The sequence below is a fragment of the Pseudomonas sp. P1_F1_2 genome (assembly GCF_056405815.1).
Genome location: NZ_JBFUBK010000044.1, coordinates 19,563 through 36,783 on the forward strand (window position 1 = coordinate 19,563; position 17,221 = coordinate 36,783).

Consider the following 17,221-nt stretch of genomic DNA (forward strand, 5'->3'; position numbering starts at 1 on the left):
TATCCGTAATAATTACGGCATGGCAACGCGAACCGCGAGTGATGTGCTTCCACTCGCGGCCCTGCGTATGTCTTTGTTACCCAGATTTATGGATTCGCTTCTTCGCAGTATTGCCCTTCACTATTAGTCAACAGTACGCGGTGAACGGCCGGCAAAGAATCAGGCGTCACACCACCACCAGAAAGTGTAATAGTGTAAGTCAACTTGCCATCGGCGCGATTCGCCGGTCTGAAGTGGGCATTATAATCACCGATTTCTATGTCAACACCGTCATCAGGATATACACCCGAAATAACATGATCGACGGTGACTTCAGTCCCTGGGATCAGAACTGGTGGTGAGTCAGCAGTATAGGCCGCCCACTTCAACGTAATAGTTTCACCGTCAACCGTATAGGCACTTTTCGGTACATTCACCATCAGGTTTCGCCGGAGCGTTCCGTCACCGCCAAAGTTCAATGTCGGGCAGCCAATCCGTCGCAGCGGACCTGCAAGGCCCAAAACCAAAGGCATCGGTGTTTCAATCAAATTGGCCTGAACATCGATATCCTTGGGAGGAGACCCCATCGAGTTGGGTCCCGTTAGCGTATACAGTACCCAATGTAGAATTTTTGTTCCGTTTGAGTGGCCGAGTATTGTTGCCCATGGCAACGTTGTTTGAAGGGTTGTGCCTTCCTGCCCATTTGTTAACTCAAGGGTGTCTATTCGTTCATTGTCATAATAGACATCAATTAAAATTCCTTCTTCCGTGGCGGGCGCGTCATAAAGATCAATGAAAATGGTGGCATCTTCACCATAATCTTCATCAAGAATTTGATCGACGTTTCCGTTTGCCGACTCCAGCCTCGGAGCATCAAGTAAAATATTGACAGGATCCGGTTCACCGGGATTGATCGGACCTGGATAAGAAATATCGACATTGATATTTATATCACTCTCTGCAATTTTACGAGCCCCTCTAAACATTTTATAGCTGATGTTCGTCACCACATCTCCATCAGTGACGCCATACACTTTTTTAATGACATCGAACTCAACGTCCCATACTAACGCAGTATTGATCCCTACTCTTTCCTCGCTAAGTTCCTCCGTGCCCCAAAAGGCGATAATCGTGTCCCCCGGCGCGTTGGATGTCGGTACTGTAATCTCAATTTGTACACCCACCCGGCAATCGGCGAGATCGATCCGGTCATCTCCACCAACACCACTTGCCAGCGGCACCAATGGCGGCAATATCGTGGTTGGATCACCAAGGAATTTTACTGTCCGTCTCGCCGGGTTTGATCGTTTGCTCCGATTCGTCGCCAAATCGGTCACGGTATAAACCATCGTATTTACGCCCTCTTCGGAGCCTGAAAATTTATCGATCGGAATAGTGACCGAAAAATTCGAAGGCAATGGACCTTCGAATGCAGGCAGGTCTCGATCGATATCTGGAGCCAGCCCCCAGTAAACCCTGATGTAATCGGTGTCTAACCAAGCGCTGTAAGACGCGGCCCGAATGAGTATCCCGGCCGGGTGCCTGTCGATAACCGTTTCATCGATAGGCACCCCTGGCCCGATGTCAGCAGGAAACGATGGTGCCCCGGGAGAACGGTCCGCTACCGGGTTTTTCACTTTATAAGGAGGTGTAAAATCGATGGCAAACGTTGTCAGCTCGGAAGTCCCTTCATTCGTGGCACCGTACCAATAAATATATTGCACTTCGTATTCTGTAGGATCTTCAGGAGTGGCTGTTTCTACCAGGAAACTCACAGGGATTGTTCGTATCAGCGGCCATACTCGATTCGCCACCGGTCCCAGATCAAGGGAGGGTTCAATATTTTCCCAAAGGGGCGCGCCTTTACGACGAATCTTGAATTCGATCAAGTCATCCGGATCTTCAGGCTCTGAGGGCTGGGGAATGGAATATTCAAGAGGTAACCGTGCGTCAGCCACCGGTATGCGCAGGTCGGGCAATAGCGTTTGCGCAGTAATTGTAACAGCAGGTGGATCTGCAAGAATGCCGCCGATGCGCTGATGATTGTTTTGAAGCACCAGGGCTCTTGAAAGTGTGCCGCGTTCGACTTTAGCGTTCATTTACCGTCTCCATAGACCAACAATCGATAGCGCAACGCTCACACCATACAATGCGTTCAGTGCGCACCTGTTTTTTACTGCTTTATACACTTCGCCCTTTCATCAAGGTCCACAGGGAAGATCAGTTCCGGATATGATTCTGTCTATTCTCACTAACCCCGCTGGAGCTCTTCCCTTTAATCTCCCCCCCGATAAACACTGTATTTCACTATGGCCGACGATTTAATTATCATCGGCTTTATATGAACTTCATAGGGCAATACCACCACCGTGAAACTCTCTCGAAGTTCAGTGTCCGCTTGAATTGTTTTTGTAATTTTTTTATAAGTATTGGCAATAGGAGCACCGCTGCCATTCAAACTATCGAACCCTTCCCACTCCACTTCAATTCGATCACCGATCGCGTATTCACTACCAAGAGGTGCAATTTCAACCGTCACACCACTCCATAAGGGTGGAACCGTTGAGCAATTCAAATATCCGTTTATCGTGGCATGGGGAAAGTGCGCTTCTACAAGGTCGTTTTTAATAGGTGCATGATCGATAGTCAGGTAACGACGAAAGGAATAAGAGTGATTATCAGCCGAATTAAGAAGTTCATACCACAATTCAGCGACGCCATCCCCACGTAAATACTCCGGCCCCAAATGAACAATAAACTCTGGCTGCAGATCCTGCGGGTAGTAGGTATTTACAATCGGAGCCAATACCTGACCTGTACGCTCAAAATACACCGTTAAAATATCGCGCTCATCGGGCTCGGTTGAAGGCTCAGGCCACAATGGAATCACGACATCAATGCCCGTTTGCAACAACTCCGAAGGGATATTGCCCTCCGGATCCACATCGGCGTCATAGACGCCGATGACTTTGGGAGTGTCGAAGATCAGTGGCGTGGCGGCTGGCATTTTTACCTCCGGCTAACTTCGAACTGTGAATTCATGTCTGGATAAATTAGGCGCCAAGTTAATACACTTGCCTACTGTCATATTTGACAGGTTCCAATACCGTTCGTCGGTTACCACTCACTTTTAATGTCACAGAACTTCAACCGTCGTTGAGGATTGGTGTTTTCCGAAAAGGGTTTCAGCGAGCTCACGCCTCCCGTGAAGCCTTCCAATAGACGGCGACCATCGAGAGTGGGGCAAAGTGCGTGTGAGTGTTTGTTCTAGCGGGGTGGGGGAATAACGGACCGGTGCGTAACCTGGATTTTTCGGAGCAGTTGGATGTTCGTAGGGCGGCCCTAGGGGGGGCGGTGAATGTTATGGCGTCTTCGCGGGCAAGCCCGCCCCCACAGCGGAATGCCGCACACCCTCGCTAGCGATGAGGCCATCAAACCCGGCAAAAACCTTTCAGGCTCGCCGCGCCCCCAGCAGGTCCACCGCACACAGCGCAATGCGCCGACACGCCTGAGCCAGTTTCACCTGATCGACCACCAAGCCGATCCGGATATGCCCCGCCGCACTCGGCCCGAACGCCTCCCCGGCCAGCACCGAAACGCCATAGCCTTCCAGCAACCGCTCGGCAAAGCCCTGGGCGCCGAGCCCGGTCTGGCGCACGTCCACCATCACAAACATGCCGCCATCCGGGCGGATCGGGCGCAGCCCCGGGCAATCGCTCAATGCCGCGCACACCAGATCGCGGCGCTGGCGATATTCTTCGCGCATCAGCGCCACTTCCGGCAGGTCTTCATCAAGCGCCACTTGCGCCGCGTTCTGGATGAAGTCCGGAATCCCGAACAGCATGCTCAACGACAGGTTCACAAGGTGCTCGGCCATGGGTTTGGGGCCAATCGCCCAGCCGACCCGCCAGCCGCTCATGGCGTGGGATTTGGACAGACTGTTGATGGTCGCGGTGCGCTCGGCCATGCCGGGCAAACTCGCCGGGCTGGTGTGTTCGCCCTCGAACAACAGATCGCTGTAGACCTCATCGCTGATCAGCCACAGGTCATGGCGCACGCATAACGCCGCGAGCGCTTGCCACGTGGGGAGCGGCAAACTGGCACCGCTCGGATTGTTGGGACTGTTGAGCAGAATGACCCGGGTCTTCGGGCTGATCCGTGCCGCGACATCCGCCGGGTCGACGCGAAAGCCGTTTTCCGGTCGAACCGGCACCGGCACGACTGTCGCGGCGCAGGCGCCGAACACGCCTTCGTAGGTCACGTACATCGGTTCGGCGACGATCACTTCATCACCCGGATCGAGCAGGCATTGCGCGACCGAATACACCGCGCATTGCGCCCCCGGGAACACGATCACATGGTCGCCATCCACCGCTTGGCCGCTGCGCTGGCAATGGCGGCGCGCGATGCTGTTACGCAGCCCTCGACTGCCGCGCACCTCCGGGTAATGGGTGTCGCCGGCCTGCAAACTGTCGATGGCGGCCTGGACAATGGGTTGTGGCGTGTCAAAGTCTGGATCGCCAATCGACAACAGCAGGACATCGACGCCCTGCTCGCGCATTTCCAGCGCTCGGTCATGAATCTGCCAGGCGGCGGCTCCGTCGCCGGCGATTCGTTGGGTCAAGGCTGAATAGCGCATGTGGTTCTCCTGTCGCGCGCGAACTTCCAGCCCTCACCCTATCTCAAATCACGAAACGCGCCACCATGGCATTCAAGTCCACCGCCAGGCGCGACAGCTCATGAGTAGCGGCGCTGGTCTGGTTGGCTCCGGCGGCAGACTGAGTGGCCAGGTCACGGATGTTCACCAGGTTGCGGTCGACTTCACGGGACACTTGCGCCTGCTCTTCCGAAGCGCTGGCGATCACCAGGTTGCGTTCGTTGATCAAATGAATCGACTGAGTGATCTGCTCCAGTGCGATGCCGGCGGCGCGGGCCATTTCCAGAGTGCTTTGGGTGCGCTGATTGCTTTGCTGCATCGACGAGACAGCTTCGCCGGTGCCGCTCTGAATGCCGGCGACCATTTTTTCGATCTCCTGAGTCGACTGCGCGGTGCGATGAGCCAGCGCCCGCACTTCGTCCGCGACCACGGCAAAACCCCGTCCGGCTTCACCGGCACGGGCAGCTTCGATGGCGGCGTTGAGCGCCAGCAGATTGGTTTGTTCGGCGATGGCGCGGATCACGTCCAGCACTTTGCCGATGTCACGACCCTGCGCGGCCAGGCCTTCAATCATCAGCGAAGTGTTTTGCACGTCATGGGTCATGGTCTGGATCGCGTCGACGGTTTCCACCACCCGGTCGCGCCCTTCGCGGGCGGCTTGAGTCGACTGGCTTGACGCTTCGGACGTGGACACGGCGTTGCGCGCCACTTCTTCCACAGCGGCGGTCATTTCGTTGACGGCCGTGGCGGCTTGTTCGATTTCGTTGTTTTGCTGTTGCAGTCCGCGCGAGGCTTCTTGCGTCACGGTGCTCAGTTCTTCGGCAGCGGCACCCAATTGCGTGGCCGAACCGGCAATCTGTTCGATGGTTTTGCGCAGGTTGGCCTGCATCGTGGCCAAGGCACCGAGCAACCGCGCCGGTTCGTCGTTGCCGTCAATGTCGATAACTTTGGTCAGGTTGCCACCGGCGATGGTTTCGGCCGCCTGCACGGCGCGGTTCAGCGGGGTAACGATGCTGCGGGTCAGCAACCAGGCCAGCAACACCGTCAATACTGCTGCCATGATCGAGACGGCGACGATACCCGTAATGGCGCTGCTGTAATGTTCGCCCGCCTCGACACCCGCCGCCTTGGCGTAGCCGTTGTTGAGGGCCACCAGTTTGTTCAACTGCTCGCCCATCTGGTCGGTTCCGTCCTTGATCCGCGTATTGATCAGGGTACGCATCTCGTCGAGCTGGTTCTGGCGCGACAGCTCCATCATCTGGTTTTGCGCTTGCAGGTAGCCGTCCAGTGTTGCCATGAATGTCTTGTACAACGCCGCTTCTTCCGGCTGGGCAGGCAACGCTGCGTAACTGGCTTGGGCACTGTGCAATTTGTCGATGAGCACACCGATGCGTGTTTGCGCTTCCTGCAACGCGGCCGGTTCGCGGTTGGTCAGCACACGGAAAGAAAGGATGCGCAGTCGCAGGACGTTCTCGGTCATGTTGCCCAGGAAACTGACGCTGGGCAGCTGCGTGCTTTCCATATCAATGGAAGCCTGGCGGATGATCGACATGCGGTTGATGGCAAACACGCCCAGCGCGATGACGAGCAAGGCAATAAAGGAGAAACCCAGGAAAGCTCGAGGCGCGATGTTCAGATTACGCAGTGACATAGGATGATTCTCGGAAGATTGAGGCTACGAGCGTCCATGCTGTGATCGCTGACTGGCGGGCGTTGGCGCGCACCTTGTCAGCTTGGCGCCACTGTCGAATCGGGTGTTTGAGCGTCTATTGTGGGTATCGGCTGAAGATGAGGATTTTTGCGGGGATTGGAGAAATATATTTCGGGGGGGGGGCGAGTGCTTCAACCGTGAAACACAATCACCTGTAGCAGCTGCCGAAGGCTGCGTTCGATTGCGAAGCGGTCGCGCTGTTCAAATCCTGCGACTGCTGCGCAGTTCGGACGCAGCCTCGCAGGCTCGACAGCTGCTACGAGCGTTGCGGCGGCGAAGCGGTCGCGCTGTTCAAATCCTGCGACTGCTGCGCAGTTCGGACGCAGCCTCGCAGGCTCGACAGCTGCTACGAGCGTTGCGGCGGCGAAGCGGTCGCGCAGGCTCGACAGCTGCTACGAGCGTTGCGGCGGCGAAGCGGTCGCGCTGTTTAGATCCTGCGACGGCTGCGCAGTCGGACACAGCCTCGCTACGAGCTTTGCGTCAGGCTTTGGCGATCCGCCAGACCCGGGCGATGTCACTGGCTCGATCCTGCAACAACCGAGGTGCCTCGGCGCACGCCTGTTCCAGCGTCATCGGCCCGCTCGCCAAGGCAAACGCGGCATCGATGCCATGTTCGTACAACGCCTGATACCCCTCACCCAAAGTGCCTGCGATCACGATCACCGGCACGCCCTGCTCCCGGGCAACGCGCGCCACGCCAAACGGCGTCTTGCCACGCAAGGTCTGGGCATCGAAGCGTCCTTCGCCGGTAATCACCAGATCGGCACCTTTAACGGCCTCGGCCAACCCGACCAACTCGGCGACCACTTCCACCCCGGCTTTAAATTGCGCACCGAGGAAGGCCTTGGCAGCAAACCCCAAGCCACCTGCCGCGCCACTGCCGGGTTCATCCTTGACATCATGACCCAGCGCATCGGCGCACAGATCGGCGAAGTGCCCGAGCGCGCTGTCCAGTTGCTGCACCTGCTCGGGCGATGCACCTTTTTGCGGGCCGAAAATCGCTGATGCGCCGTGAGGGCCACACAAGGGGTTGTTGACGTCAGCGGCAATGTCGAAGCGCACCCCGCTCAGACGCGAATCCATGTCGCTCAGATCAATGCGATCCAGTTGCGTCAACGCCAAGCCGCCCGGCGCCAGGGGCTGCCCCTGCGCATCCAGCAACTTCACACCCAGCGCCTGCATCGCCCCGGCGCCGCCGTCGTTGGTGGCACTGCCGCCAATCGCCAGAATCACCCGTTGCGCCCCGGCATCGAGCGCCGCGCGAATCAATTCACCGGTGCCGAACGTGCTGCTGGTGCACGCGTCACGCTGGCCTGGCGGGACCAGTTGCAGGCCGCTGGCTTCAGCCATTTCGATGATTGCGGTGTGGTTCTTCGGCAGCCAACCCCATGCGGCGTCGACCATCGCCCCGAGCGGCCCCCGTACATTCGTGCGGCGCAATTCGCCTTCGCACGCGGCCAGAATCGACTCGACCGTCCCCTCCCCGCCGTCAGCCATCGGGCACTTGATCAATTGCGCGTCTGGCCAGACCTCTGCCAGCCCCAGCGCAATGGCGTCGGCCACACCTTGGGCACTGAGGCTGTCCTTGAACGAATCGGGGGCGATGACGATTTTCATGCGAGTTCTCCAGTTCCAATGCGCTCCATGCTGCCAGTCGGCAGAAACAATAACGCCAGTCCGTTGCACAAGTGGCCATGGCGTTTATTGTTCATTTCCACAAAACCCACACAGTCACCGTAGCAGCTGCCGAGCCTGCGAGGCTGCGTTCGGCGGCGAAGCCGTCGTGAAATCATGCGCTGCGGTGTGTCAGGTAAATCATGCTTACCGGTTTTACGACTGCTGCGCAGCCGAACGCAGCCTCGCAGGCTCGGCAGCTGCTACAGGGTTTGTGTTAGGTCAGTTGGTTTGGGGCAGGAGCTGCACGCCGAGATAGAGCGCAAGCATGCCGTCCAGCTTGAGCGGATCAACGCCGCTCAACTCGGCGATTCGCTCCATTCGATAGCGCAAGCTGTTGCGATGAATGCCCAGCGCATCGGCACAGGCCTGGCTTTGGCCATCGTGATCACACCAACTGCGCAACGTCGCGAGCAACTGGCCGTTGCTGTCCTTGGCGATGACTTTGCGCAACGGCTTGAGCAACTCATCCAGTGCGTCGTCGTTACGATGGCGCCAGAGCATCACCGGCAATCGATAACGGGTCAGCGTCAGCAAACGTGATCGCGGCAATACATCGCGCCCATACGCCAGCAAGTCGCCGACCCGCCGGTAGCAGCGCCGCAACCCCGACAAGCCATCGGCCTGCCCGCCCACGGCGATGCGCAGAATGTTCCAGCCCAGGCCATCGAGCTTTTCCAGCAACCGATCATTCTCAATGGTTTGCGCGGCCGGTCGGCACCACAGCAACGACGACTTGGCTGAACTGACGCACCAACTGTCCGGGTAACGCGTGCTCAGCCAGGCACTCAGCGCTTCAACGGTTTGCGTCGGGCCGTGCTCCATACCCAACTCAAACAGGTAAGGCACCCGGGTCATTTGCGGTTTGAGCCCCAATTGCTGTGCTTCATCCAGCAACCGAGGTGAGTCCCCCGCCTCGCTCAGCAACAATGCCAGCAGATCATCGCAACGCTGACGCCGCCATTGCTGCTCGGCCTGCTGATTGCGCTGGCCCACGAGCATTTCCGCGGTCATTCGCACCAGTTCGGCATAGGTGCGCAGCGCCTCGGGTTCGCCGGTAATGCCGAGCACACCAATCAAGCGCCCATCGAGCAACAGCGGCAGGTTGATGCCCGGCTGCACGCCCTTGAGATGAATCGCGGTCTGCGCGTCGATTTCCACCACTCGACCATTGGCCAGCACCAGTTGCGCGCCTTCGTGGCGGGTGTTGATGCGTTCGGGTTCGCCGCTGCCAAGAATCAATCCCTGGCTGTCCATGACGTTGACGTTGTACGGCAGGATGGCCATTGCCCGGTCGACGATGTCCTGGGCCAGGTCGTGATCGAGTTCGAACATAACGGGGATCCTTGAAAACGGGGTGGGACGGGTTGTTCACCCGCACAGGCCTTGGTCGCAAACCCTGTGCTCAGGCACAAAGACAACAACCCGGGGCGTGACCGAGACTCACTGGGCGATCAACGTTACCCTTGCATCGCAAAAAATCATAATAAAGAGAGAGCCGCCATGTCACAGAGCGCCGCCGCTACCCAGGCCATCGTTGACGAAAAAAACGCCGTCTACAAACGCATTACCTTGCGTTTGATCCCCTTCATTTTCATCTGCTACCTGTTCAACTACCTCGACCGGGTGAACGTTGGATTTGCCAAACTGCAGATGCTCGACGCGCTGAAATTCAGCGAAACCGTGTACGGCCTCGGTGCCGGTATTTTCTTTATCGGCTACGTGCTGTGCGGCGTGCCAAGCAACCTGGCCCTGACCAAGTTTGGCCCACGGCGCTGGATCGCGTTGATGATGATCGTCTGGGGCACGTTGTCGACCTGCCTGCTGTTCGTCACCACCCCGACCGAGTTCTACACCTTGCGCCTGTTCACCGGCGCGGCCGAAGCCGGGTTCTTCCCGGGCGTGGTGCTGTACCTCTCGCAGTGGTTCCCGACTTTCCGCCGTGGCCGCATCATGGCGCTGTTCATGTCGGCGATCCCGGTGTCCGGCCTGCTGGGCAGCCCGTTCTCCGGCTGGATCCTCAATCACTTTGGTGCAGGCCAGGGCGGCTTGGCCGGCTGGCAGTGGATGTTTCTGCTGCAAGGCATTCCGACCATCATCCTCGGCGCCCTCGCCTATTTCCTGTTGAGCGACAGCTACGCCAACGCCAAATGGCTGACCCCGTTTGAGCGCTCGGTGCTGGAAGCGGATCACGCTGAAGACCTGGCCAACAAACCGAAAACCACCACCGATTCGTTGTCGGCGGTGTTCAAGAACCCGGCGATCTGGGCGTTCGGCTTGATTTACTTCTGCATTCAGAGCGGTGTCTACGCGATCAACTTCTGGCTGCCGTCGATCATCAAGAACCTGGGCTTCAGCGACAACATGGTGATTGGCTGGCTGAGCGCGATTCCGTACCTGTTGGCCGCCGTTTTCATGCTGATGGTCGGTCGCTCGGCGGATTTGCGCAAAGAACGCCGCTGGCACTTGGTGGTGCCGATGCTGATGGGTGCGGTCGGCCTGCTGATCGCGGTGAACTTTGCGACGACGCCGGCCATTGCGATTCTCGGCCTGACCATCGCCACCATGGGCGCCCTCACCGGCCTGCCGATGTTCTGGCCGGTGCCAACGGCGCTGCTGAGCGCGGGCGCGGCGGCGGGTGGCTTGGCGTTGATCAACTCGATGGGGCAGATGGCGGGTTTCCTCAGCCCGTACCTCGTGGGTTGGGTTAAGGACAGCACCGGTTCGACCGATGCGGCGTTGTACCTGCTGGCAGGCGTGATCGTGTGCGGCAGCTTGCTGGCGCTGCGCATGACGCGCACGTTGCGGGTGTAAGCCTGTTCTACATCGAAAAAAAACGGCCCTTTCGGCTAATGCCGATGAATTTTCAGTAACGCAATTTGTAGCAGCTGGCGCAGCCTGCGTTCGGCTGCGCAGCAGTCGTGAAATCAGACGATGCGGTGTTTCAGGATCGGTGTTAGACATGGGGGTCGACGTTGTCGAGCATCTGGTTCACCGCCAGTTCGCCCAGCATGACCGAGTTTTGAATGCCCAGCAGGGTGTGGCGCTGTGTTCCGTTCAATTGCCCGGCGAAATCACTCAACATGACACTCGCTGACGCCAACGTCTCGCAGGCATTGACCAGCAGGGTTTCGTGATCGGTGTTGGAGCCTACGAAGTAGATCGTGCTGGGTTTGCGTGGGGTGTCTTTGGGGATGACCGGTTTGAGGTAGTAATCGAGGGCTCGGTCGGCGGCGGTGTTGAGCTTTTTGGAGTCGGTGGAATCGTAGGGGGAAACGTCGTCGGTGTCGGTTTCTGGTGGGTTGGGTGTGATCTTGAACATAGATGAAACTCCTTGCGTCGAATAAGGAGCCATCACTTTCGCTACCAAACGAAGAGGTGGTGGCCATACGCAGGTTGGTAGACCGGGACGCAAGGAGACCGGCGCGCCCGAAGACGCCCTGTGCATGACCACCATAAAGTCGAGACGAAAAACGCCACGAAATAGTGATGCTGCGAACCTTACGTAAATCCCGGGCTACCAAACCCGATCGCTGTTTTTCAGCGACGAGCAAACGATAGAACCCAGGCCCAAGGCGCACAAGCCGGCGGATTCTGGCGCAGTCGTAGGTAACGGCGCAAGGTTATGTAGCCTCCAGCCCCATCCATTCCGACCGTTTAAACATTGCTGTTTATTGCCAATGCGCCCACCGATTAATTGAGCGGATATTCCGATTGCTCCCGACGACGGTTCTGGTATTTGATTGAGGCCTTTCTCCCACCGGTAAAAGGATTTCCTCATGAGCTATCGCACGCTGGGTCATTCGGGTTTGCAGGTCTCTACCCTGACCCTGGGCACGATGATGTTCGGCGAACAGACCAGCACCGAAGATTCCCTGCGGATCATCGACAAGGCCTGGGACCAGGGCATCAATTTCATCGACACTGCGGACGTTTACACGGGCGGACGTTCGGAAGAAATCGTCGGCGAAGCGATTGCCGGCAATCGGCATGAATGGGTGCTGGCGACCAAGGTCGGCTTCGGCCCGGTGGACGGTGTGCCGAACCGCAGCGGCTTGAGCCGCAAACACCTGTTCAACGGCATCGACGCCAGCCTGACGCGTTTGGGCACCGACTATCTCGACATCTATTACCTGCACCGCGAAGACCACAACACGCCGTTGGAAGTGACCGTGTCAGCGATGGGCGATCTGATTCGCCAGGGCAAGGTCCGTTACTGGGGTTTGTCGAACTACCGTGGCTGGCGTATCGCCGAGGTGATTCGCGTGGCCGATCAACTGGGCGTCGACCGGCCAGTGATCAGTCAACCGCTGTACAACATCGTCAACCGCCAGGTGGAAACCGAGCAGATGACTGCCGCGCAAAACTACGGCCTGGGGGTGGTGCCTTACAGCCCGTTGGCGCGGGGTGTGCTCAGCGGCAAATACGCGCCGGACGTGAAGCCGGACGCCAACAGCCGTGCCGGGCGCGCCGACAAACGCATTCTGGAAACCGAATGGCGGGTTGAGTCGTTGCGCATTGCCCAGCAGATTCAGCAGTACACCCAGGAACGTGGCGTGGGGATTGTCGAGTTTGCTATCGCCTGGGTGTTGAACAACGGTGCGGTGACGTCGGCCATCGTTGGGCCCCGTACTGAAGAACAATGGGACGCCTACACCAAAGCGCAAGCGGTGAAGATTACGGCTGAAGATGAGGCGTTTATTGATTCGCTGGTGGTGCCTGGGCACTCGTCGACACCGGGGTTTAATGACGTGAGCCACTTCGTGTCGGGCCGTAAACCGCGCAATACCTGAAGAAACACAATCCACTGTAGGAGCATGGCTTGCCCGCGATGGTATCGACGCGGTCTAACTGACGCACCGCGTTGCCTGCATCGCGGGCAAGCCATGCTCCTACGGTTGATAGGTGTTGATCGGTAGATCAGTGTTTAGATTGAAAACCACGTATCCTCTGCGCCCCGTTTCACGTTCAACCTCGCGAGGGCAGTTTGTCTAAAGGTATCGCTTTATCGGTCACAGCCTCGGTGCTGTTTGCCGTCATGTATTACTACACCTCGTTACTCACTCCCCTGAGTGGCGTGGAAATTTTCGGCTGGCGGATGCTGCTGACCGTGCCGTGCATGACCGTATTCATGGTGGTGTCCGGTGAATGGAAGCATGTGGTCGGGATTGCTCGGCGCGTCAAAGCGAATCCGAAACTGGCTGCCGGCCTGATCGCCTCCTCGACCCTGCTCGCGGTGCAACTCTGGCTGTTTATGTGGGCGCCGCTCAACGGCTACAGCCTTGACGTATCGCTGGGTTATTTCCTGCTGCCGCTGACCATGGTGCTCACTGGGCGGATCGCCTACGGTGAACGCCTCTCCTACCTACAAAAAATCGCCGTGTTTTTTGCCTGCCTCGGGGTGGCGAACGAGGTGTATCAAGTCGGTGGCTTTTCCTGGGCGACGTTGCTGGTGTGTATCGGCTATCCGACCTATTTTGTCGTGCGTAAACGCCTGGCAACGGACAACCTGGGCGGGTTATGGCTGGACATGGCGCTGACGCTGCCGGTGGCTTTCTGGTTCGTGCAGAGTGGTGAACAGGGCTTTGGTGTGTTCGATCAACATCCGTGGCTGTCACTGTTGATCCCGATTCTCGGGGTGATCAGCGCTTCAGCATTGGTGGTTTACATCATCGCCAGCCGCTTGTTGCCGTTCAGTCTTTTCGGGCTGTTGAGTTATGTCGAGCCGGTGCTGTTGCTGGGCGTGGCGCTGTTGCTCGGGGAAAGCATCAAGCCTGGAGAATGGCTGACGTACATTCCGATCTGGATGGCAGTCGTGGTGCTGGTGTTTGAAGGGTTCAAGCATCTGATGCGACAGAGCCGCAAACCAATGTAACTGAAATGAAAAAGCCCGATCAATTGATCGGGCTTTTTTACATCTACTGCGGTTTAGTCGGTGGACAGCACGCCACGACGAACCTGGTCACGCTCGATCGATTCAAACAGTGCCTTGAAGTTGCCTTCGCCGAAACCATCGTCGCCTTTACGCTGGATGAATTCGAAGAACACCGGGCCCATCAGGGTTTCCGAGAAGATCTGCAGCAGCAGTCGCTTGTCGCCCGACTCCGACGAACCATCCAGCAAAATACCCCGCGCTTGCAGTTCGTTGACGGGCTCGCCGTGGTTCGGCAAACGGCCTTCGAGCATTTCGTAGTAGGTTTCCGGCGGCGCGGTCATGAAGCGCATGCCGATGCTTTTCAGGTGGTCCCACGTCTTGACCAGGTCCTCGCTGAGGAAGGCCACGTGCTGGATGCCTTCGCCGTTGAACTGCATCAGGAACTCTTCGATCTGCCCGGCGCCCTTGGACGATTCTTCGTTCAGCGGGATGCGGATCATGCCGTCCGGCGCGGTCATGGCCTTGGAAGTCAGACCGGTGTATTCGCCCTTGATGTCGAAGTAGCGAATTTCACGGAAGTTGAACAGCTTCTCGTAGAAGTTCGCCCAGTACGCCATGCGCCCGCGATACACGTTGTGAGTCAGGTGGTCGATGATTTTCAGGCCAGCGCCGACCGGGTTACGGTCCACGCCTTCGATGAACACAAAGTCGATGTCATAGATCGAGCTGCCTTCACCAAAACGGTCGATCAGGTACAGCGGCGCACCGCCAATACCTTTGATCGCCGGCAGGTGCAGTTCCATCGGGCCGGTTTCGATGTGGATCGGCTGGGCGCCGAGTTCCAGCGCACGCTTGTAGGCCTTTTGCGAATCCTTGACGCGGAACGCCATGCCGCACACCGACGGGCCGTGTTCGGCCGCGAAGTACGAAGCGACGCTGTTGGGTTCGTTGTTGAGGATCAGGTTGATTGCGCCCTGACGATACAGGTGCACGTCTTTGGAGCGGTGGGTCGCAACCTTGGTGAAGCCCATGATCTGGAAGATCGGCTCCAGGGTGTTTGGGGTCGGCGATGCGAATTCGATGAACTCAAAGCCCATCAGGCCCATTGGGTTTTCGTATAAATCTGCCATTTTGGCGCCTCATCATGCTTTTAGAATTAACAAATGTTAGTTGCTAGCAATGCTGAGACCGGCGGGTGGCGCACAGGAGATGYCCCGCACGCTGCGGGCGAGGAAGTCACCGTAGATCAATTGAAACCCGAAACTCTTCATTGTCGACCCAAGGCTCTGGCGGGCAAGGCTTCTGCTGCCAGAAGACGTTTATTATTGTATGCGTAAACCGATTCTACACAGCGTAAATCGGTTTGTCCGCCTTCTGTATCAAATCCCCTTTTTCCCTACTCGTGCAAGGGGTTTGTTGCAGAGGAAAATCCCCAGCAGGATCAGCCCTCCTCCCAGGCACATCGCCCACGTCAACGGCTCGCCCAGCAGCAACGCTCCAAGGATGACAGCGGTCAGCGGGTTCAAGGCAATGAACACGCCAGCGCGCGTCGCGCCAATCTGGCGGATGCCGTCGTAATACCCGATGTAGGCCAGCGCCGAGCCCAATACGCCGAGGTACATCAGGCTCAGCCATTGTTGCGGGCCGAGGCTCTGGAGCGCGCCGAGGCTCAATTGGCCACTTGCAGCACTCGTCACCCACAGCATCACCGTCCCCAGCAGGATCGAATAGGTCACGGTCTGCACCGGCCCCAAGGACTGATTCAGGCCTTTGGAAAACAACGAGTAAATGCCCCAGCCGAGCACACAGCCGAAAATCAACAGGTCACCGATCCAGGCATCGGCATGACCGGCCAGCCACTGCGGATTGCGGCTGACAATCACCACACTGGCGCCGCCAATACAGATGGCGATGCCGGCGACTTTCGCCCGACTCAATCGCTCCTTGAACAGCAACCACGAAGCCAGGCCGATCACAGCCGGGTTCAGCGCGACGATTAATGAGGCGCGCGAGGCATTGATGTAATGCAACCCGTAAAAGAAGCACAGGTTGTAGAAGAAGATCCCGAAGAACCCCAGTAGCGCCAGTTGCAGCCATTGCCGTGGGCTCGGCCGGGATAAAGGAATTCGGGCCAGCAGCAGAAACAGTAACAATGCTGCGCTGGCCAGCAAGAACCGAAGGCTGGCGGCGAACAACGGGTTGAGGCTGTCGGCCAGGAAACGCCCCGCAACGAATGTCCCACCCCAGATCATGGTGACGGCAGCAAGTTTCCAATAAACCGCGCTTTGGGATGGCGCTGTTTGCATAAAGGTCGTCATGAGAGAACAAAACCGGACTGAAGTAGATGGCGTATCATCAGACTAATGATCGATCATCGTAAAATGAGTAAACACTCATGACACTCAGTCAACTTGAAATCTTTTCGCTGGTTGCTGAACTGCGCGGCTTTACGGCGGCCGCCAATCGCCTGGGTATCTCCCAATCGGCGGTTTCTCATGCACTGAAGTCGCTGGAACAAGAGTTGGGCGTCGAACTGATGCGGCGTCATCAGTCCCAGGTGGAGTTGAGCGACATCGGCCAACAGCTTTTGCTGCGCGCCAGGGCAATGCTCGGCTTGGCCAATACCTTGCGCCAGGAAGCCGCGGATGCGCGCGGGATGAAACGCGGCACGTTGCGCATCGGCTCGTTTGGCCCGACCTCGTCGATCAAGCTGCTGCCGTTGATCCTGCAGCATTACCGCGTGGCTCACCCGGGCATCGAAGTCCACATAGACGAAGGCCCAGACCTCCAAGTGTTGCAATGGCTTGAGGAGCGACGCGTCGATATCGGCTTCGTGGTGCTGCCGCAGGAGCGTTTTGACACCTTTGCACTGATTGAGGACCAGATGGTTGCTCTGCTTCCAGCCAATCATGCGCTGGCAAGTCATGACGCTTTAAGCCTGAGCGACTTGTGCCACGACCCGTTCGTACTGACGGAAGCCGGGTCGTCGGAACTGGTGTCACGGATGTTCAACGCCGCCCGGCTGACACCGAACATCCGTTACCGCTGCTCACAATTGATCAGTACGCTGGACACGGTCAGTCGTGGCGATGCACTGACCGTCGTCGCTGAAGGCTCGCTACCTGAAGACAACTACTGTCGCTATGTGAAGAAACCGCTGTCGCCCCCCGTCATGCGCCATGTCGGGCTGGCGGTGCTTGATCAGCGCCAGTCTTCACCCGCCACGCTGGCGTTTATCAAACTGGCCACGCGCCTGAACGCCCGTTGAGCAGCACAAGCGTCAAGGGCCAACTATCATGGCCTCTACCTGCACTCTTTTTGGGAG

13 protein-coding genes are annotated in these 17,221 nt (G+C 57.8%); 4 read left to right on the plus strand and 9 right to left on the minus strand.

All coding sequences use genetic code 11. The annotated features are described in order from the left end of the window. Positions 1–86: 86 nt before the first annotated feature. The 6 genes from AC1D2P_RS14955 to AC1D2P_RS14980 form a co-directional block, all read right to left on the minus strand. Positions 87–2,078 carry a hypothetical protein gene (locus AC1D2P_RS14955; RefSeq protein ID WP_477757300.1) on the minus strand — a complete coding sequence of 664 codons (1,992 nt, stop codon included), beginning with the start codon at positions 2,076–2,078 and terminating at the stop codon, positions 87–89. A 176-nt stretch (positions 2,079–2,254) separates the two neighbouring features. After that, a complete protein-coding gene (locus AC1D2P_RS14960) occupies positions 2,255–2,986 on the minus strand; it encodes a hypothetical protein (protein WP_477757299.1) in 732 nt (243 codons plus the stop codon). Between the two features lie 444 nt (positions 2,987–3,430). Beyond that, positions 3,431–4,618, minus strand: a complete 1,188-nt coding sequence (locus AC1D2P_RS14965; protein WP_477757298.1) for a pyridoxal phosphate-dependent aminotransferase — start codon at positions 4,616–4,618, stop codon at positions 3,431–3,433. A 43-nt stretch (positions 4,619–4,661) separates the two neighbouring features. Next, complete coding sequence (locus AC1D2P_RS14970; RefSeq protein WP_477757297.1) at positions 4,662–6,287, minus strand: methyl-accepting chemotaxis protein; 1,626 nt, start codon at positions 6,285–6,287, stop codon at positions 4,662–4,664. Positions 6,288–6,827: 540 nt separating this feature from the next. Further along, complete coding sequence (locus AC1D2P_RS14975; RefSeq protein WP_109784772.1) at positions 6,828–7,964, minus strand: glycerate kinase; 1,137 nt, start codon at positions 7,962–7,964, stop codon at positions 6,828–6,830. 279 nt (positions 7,965–8,243) lie between these two features. After that, the gene (locus tag AC1D2P_RS14980; protein WP_477757296.1) at positions 8,244–9,356 is read right to left on the minus strand and encodes a sugar diacid recognition domain-containing protein; all 1,113 of its coding nucleotides are present in this window, start codon (positions 9,354–9,356) and stop codon (positions 8,244–8,246) included. 168 nt (positions 9,357–9,524) lie between these two features. Here AC1D2P_RS14980 and AC1D2P_RS14985 point away from each other — a divergent pair, with 168 nt between their 5' ends. Next, positions 9,525–10,835, plus strand: a complete 1,311-nt coding sequence (locus AC1D2P_RS14985) for an MFS transporter (protein WP_077430212.1) — start codon at positions 9,525–9,527, stop codon at positions 10,833–10,835. A gap of 142 nt (positions 10,836–10,977) precedes the next feature. Here the strand turns inward: AC1D2P_RS14985 and AC1D2P_RS14990 are convergent, their stop codons facing one another. After that, the gene (locus AC1D2P_RS14990) at positions 10,978–11,343 is read right to left on the minus strand and encodes a DUF6124 family protein (protein WP_223525285.1); all 366 of its coding nucleotides are present in this window, start codon (positions 11,341–11,343) and stop codon (positions 10,978–10,980) included. A gap of 457 nt (positions 11,344–11,800) precedes the next feature. Here AC1D2P_RS14990 and AC1D2P_RS14995 point away from each other — a divergent pair, with 457 nt between their 5' ends. Together AC1D2P_RS14995 and rarD are read left to right on the plus strand one after the other, a co-directional pair. Next, positions 11,801–12,814: an aldo/keto reductase gene (locus AC1D2P_RS14995; protein ID WP_223525284.1), complete on the plus strand. Its 1,014-nt coding sequence runs from the start codon at positions 11,801–11,803 to the stop codon at positions 12,812–12,814. 194 nt (positions 12,815–13,008) lie between these two features. Continuing rightward, a complete protein-coding gene (gene rarD / locus AC1D2P_RS15000) occupies positions 13,009–13,896 on the plus strand; it encodes an EamA family transporter RarD (protein WP_109784766.1) in 888 nt (295 codons plus the stop codon). Between the two features lie 53 nt (positions 13,897–13,949). Here rarD and hppD read toward each other — a convergent pair whose 3' ends face one another. Both hppD and AC1D2P_RS15010 read right to left on the minus strand, forming a co-directional pair. Next, the gene (gene hppD / locus AC1D2P_RS15005) at positions 13,950–15,026 is read right to left on the minus strand and encodes a 4-hydroxyphenylpyruvate dioxygenase (RefSeq protein ID WP_477757295.1); all 1,077 of its coding nucleotides are present in this window, start codon (positions 15,024–15,026) and stop codon (positions 13,950–13,952) included. Between the two features lie 249 nt (positions 15,027–15,275). Beyond that, positions 15,276–16,214, minus strand: a complete 939-nt coding sequence (locus tag AC1D2P_RS15010; RefSeq protein ID WP_477757294.1) for a DMT family transporter — start codon at positions 16,212–16,214, stop codon at positions 15,276–15,278. A 77-nt stretch (positions 16,215–16,291) separates the two neighbouring features. On the opposite strand from AC1D2P_RS15010, the gene AC1D2P_RS15015 reads away from it, so the two are divergent. Beyond that, positions 16,292–17,164: a LysR family transcriptional regulator gene (locus AC1D2P_RS15015; protein WP_258668271.1), complete on the plus strand. Its 873-nt coding sequence runs from the start codon at positions 16,292–16,294 to the stop codon at positions 17,162–17,164. The last annotated feature ends 57 nt before the right edge of the window (positions 17,165–17,221 follow it).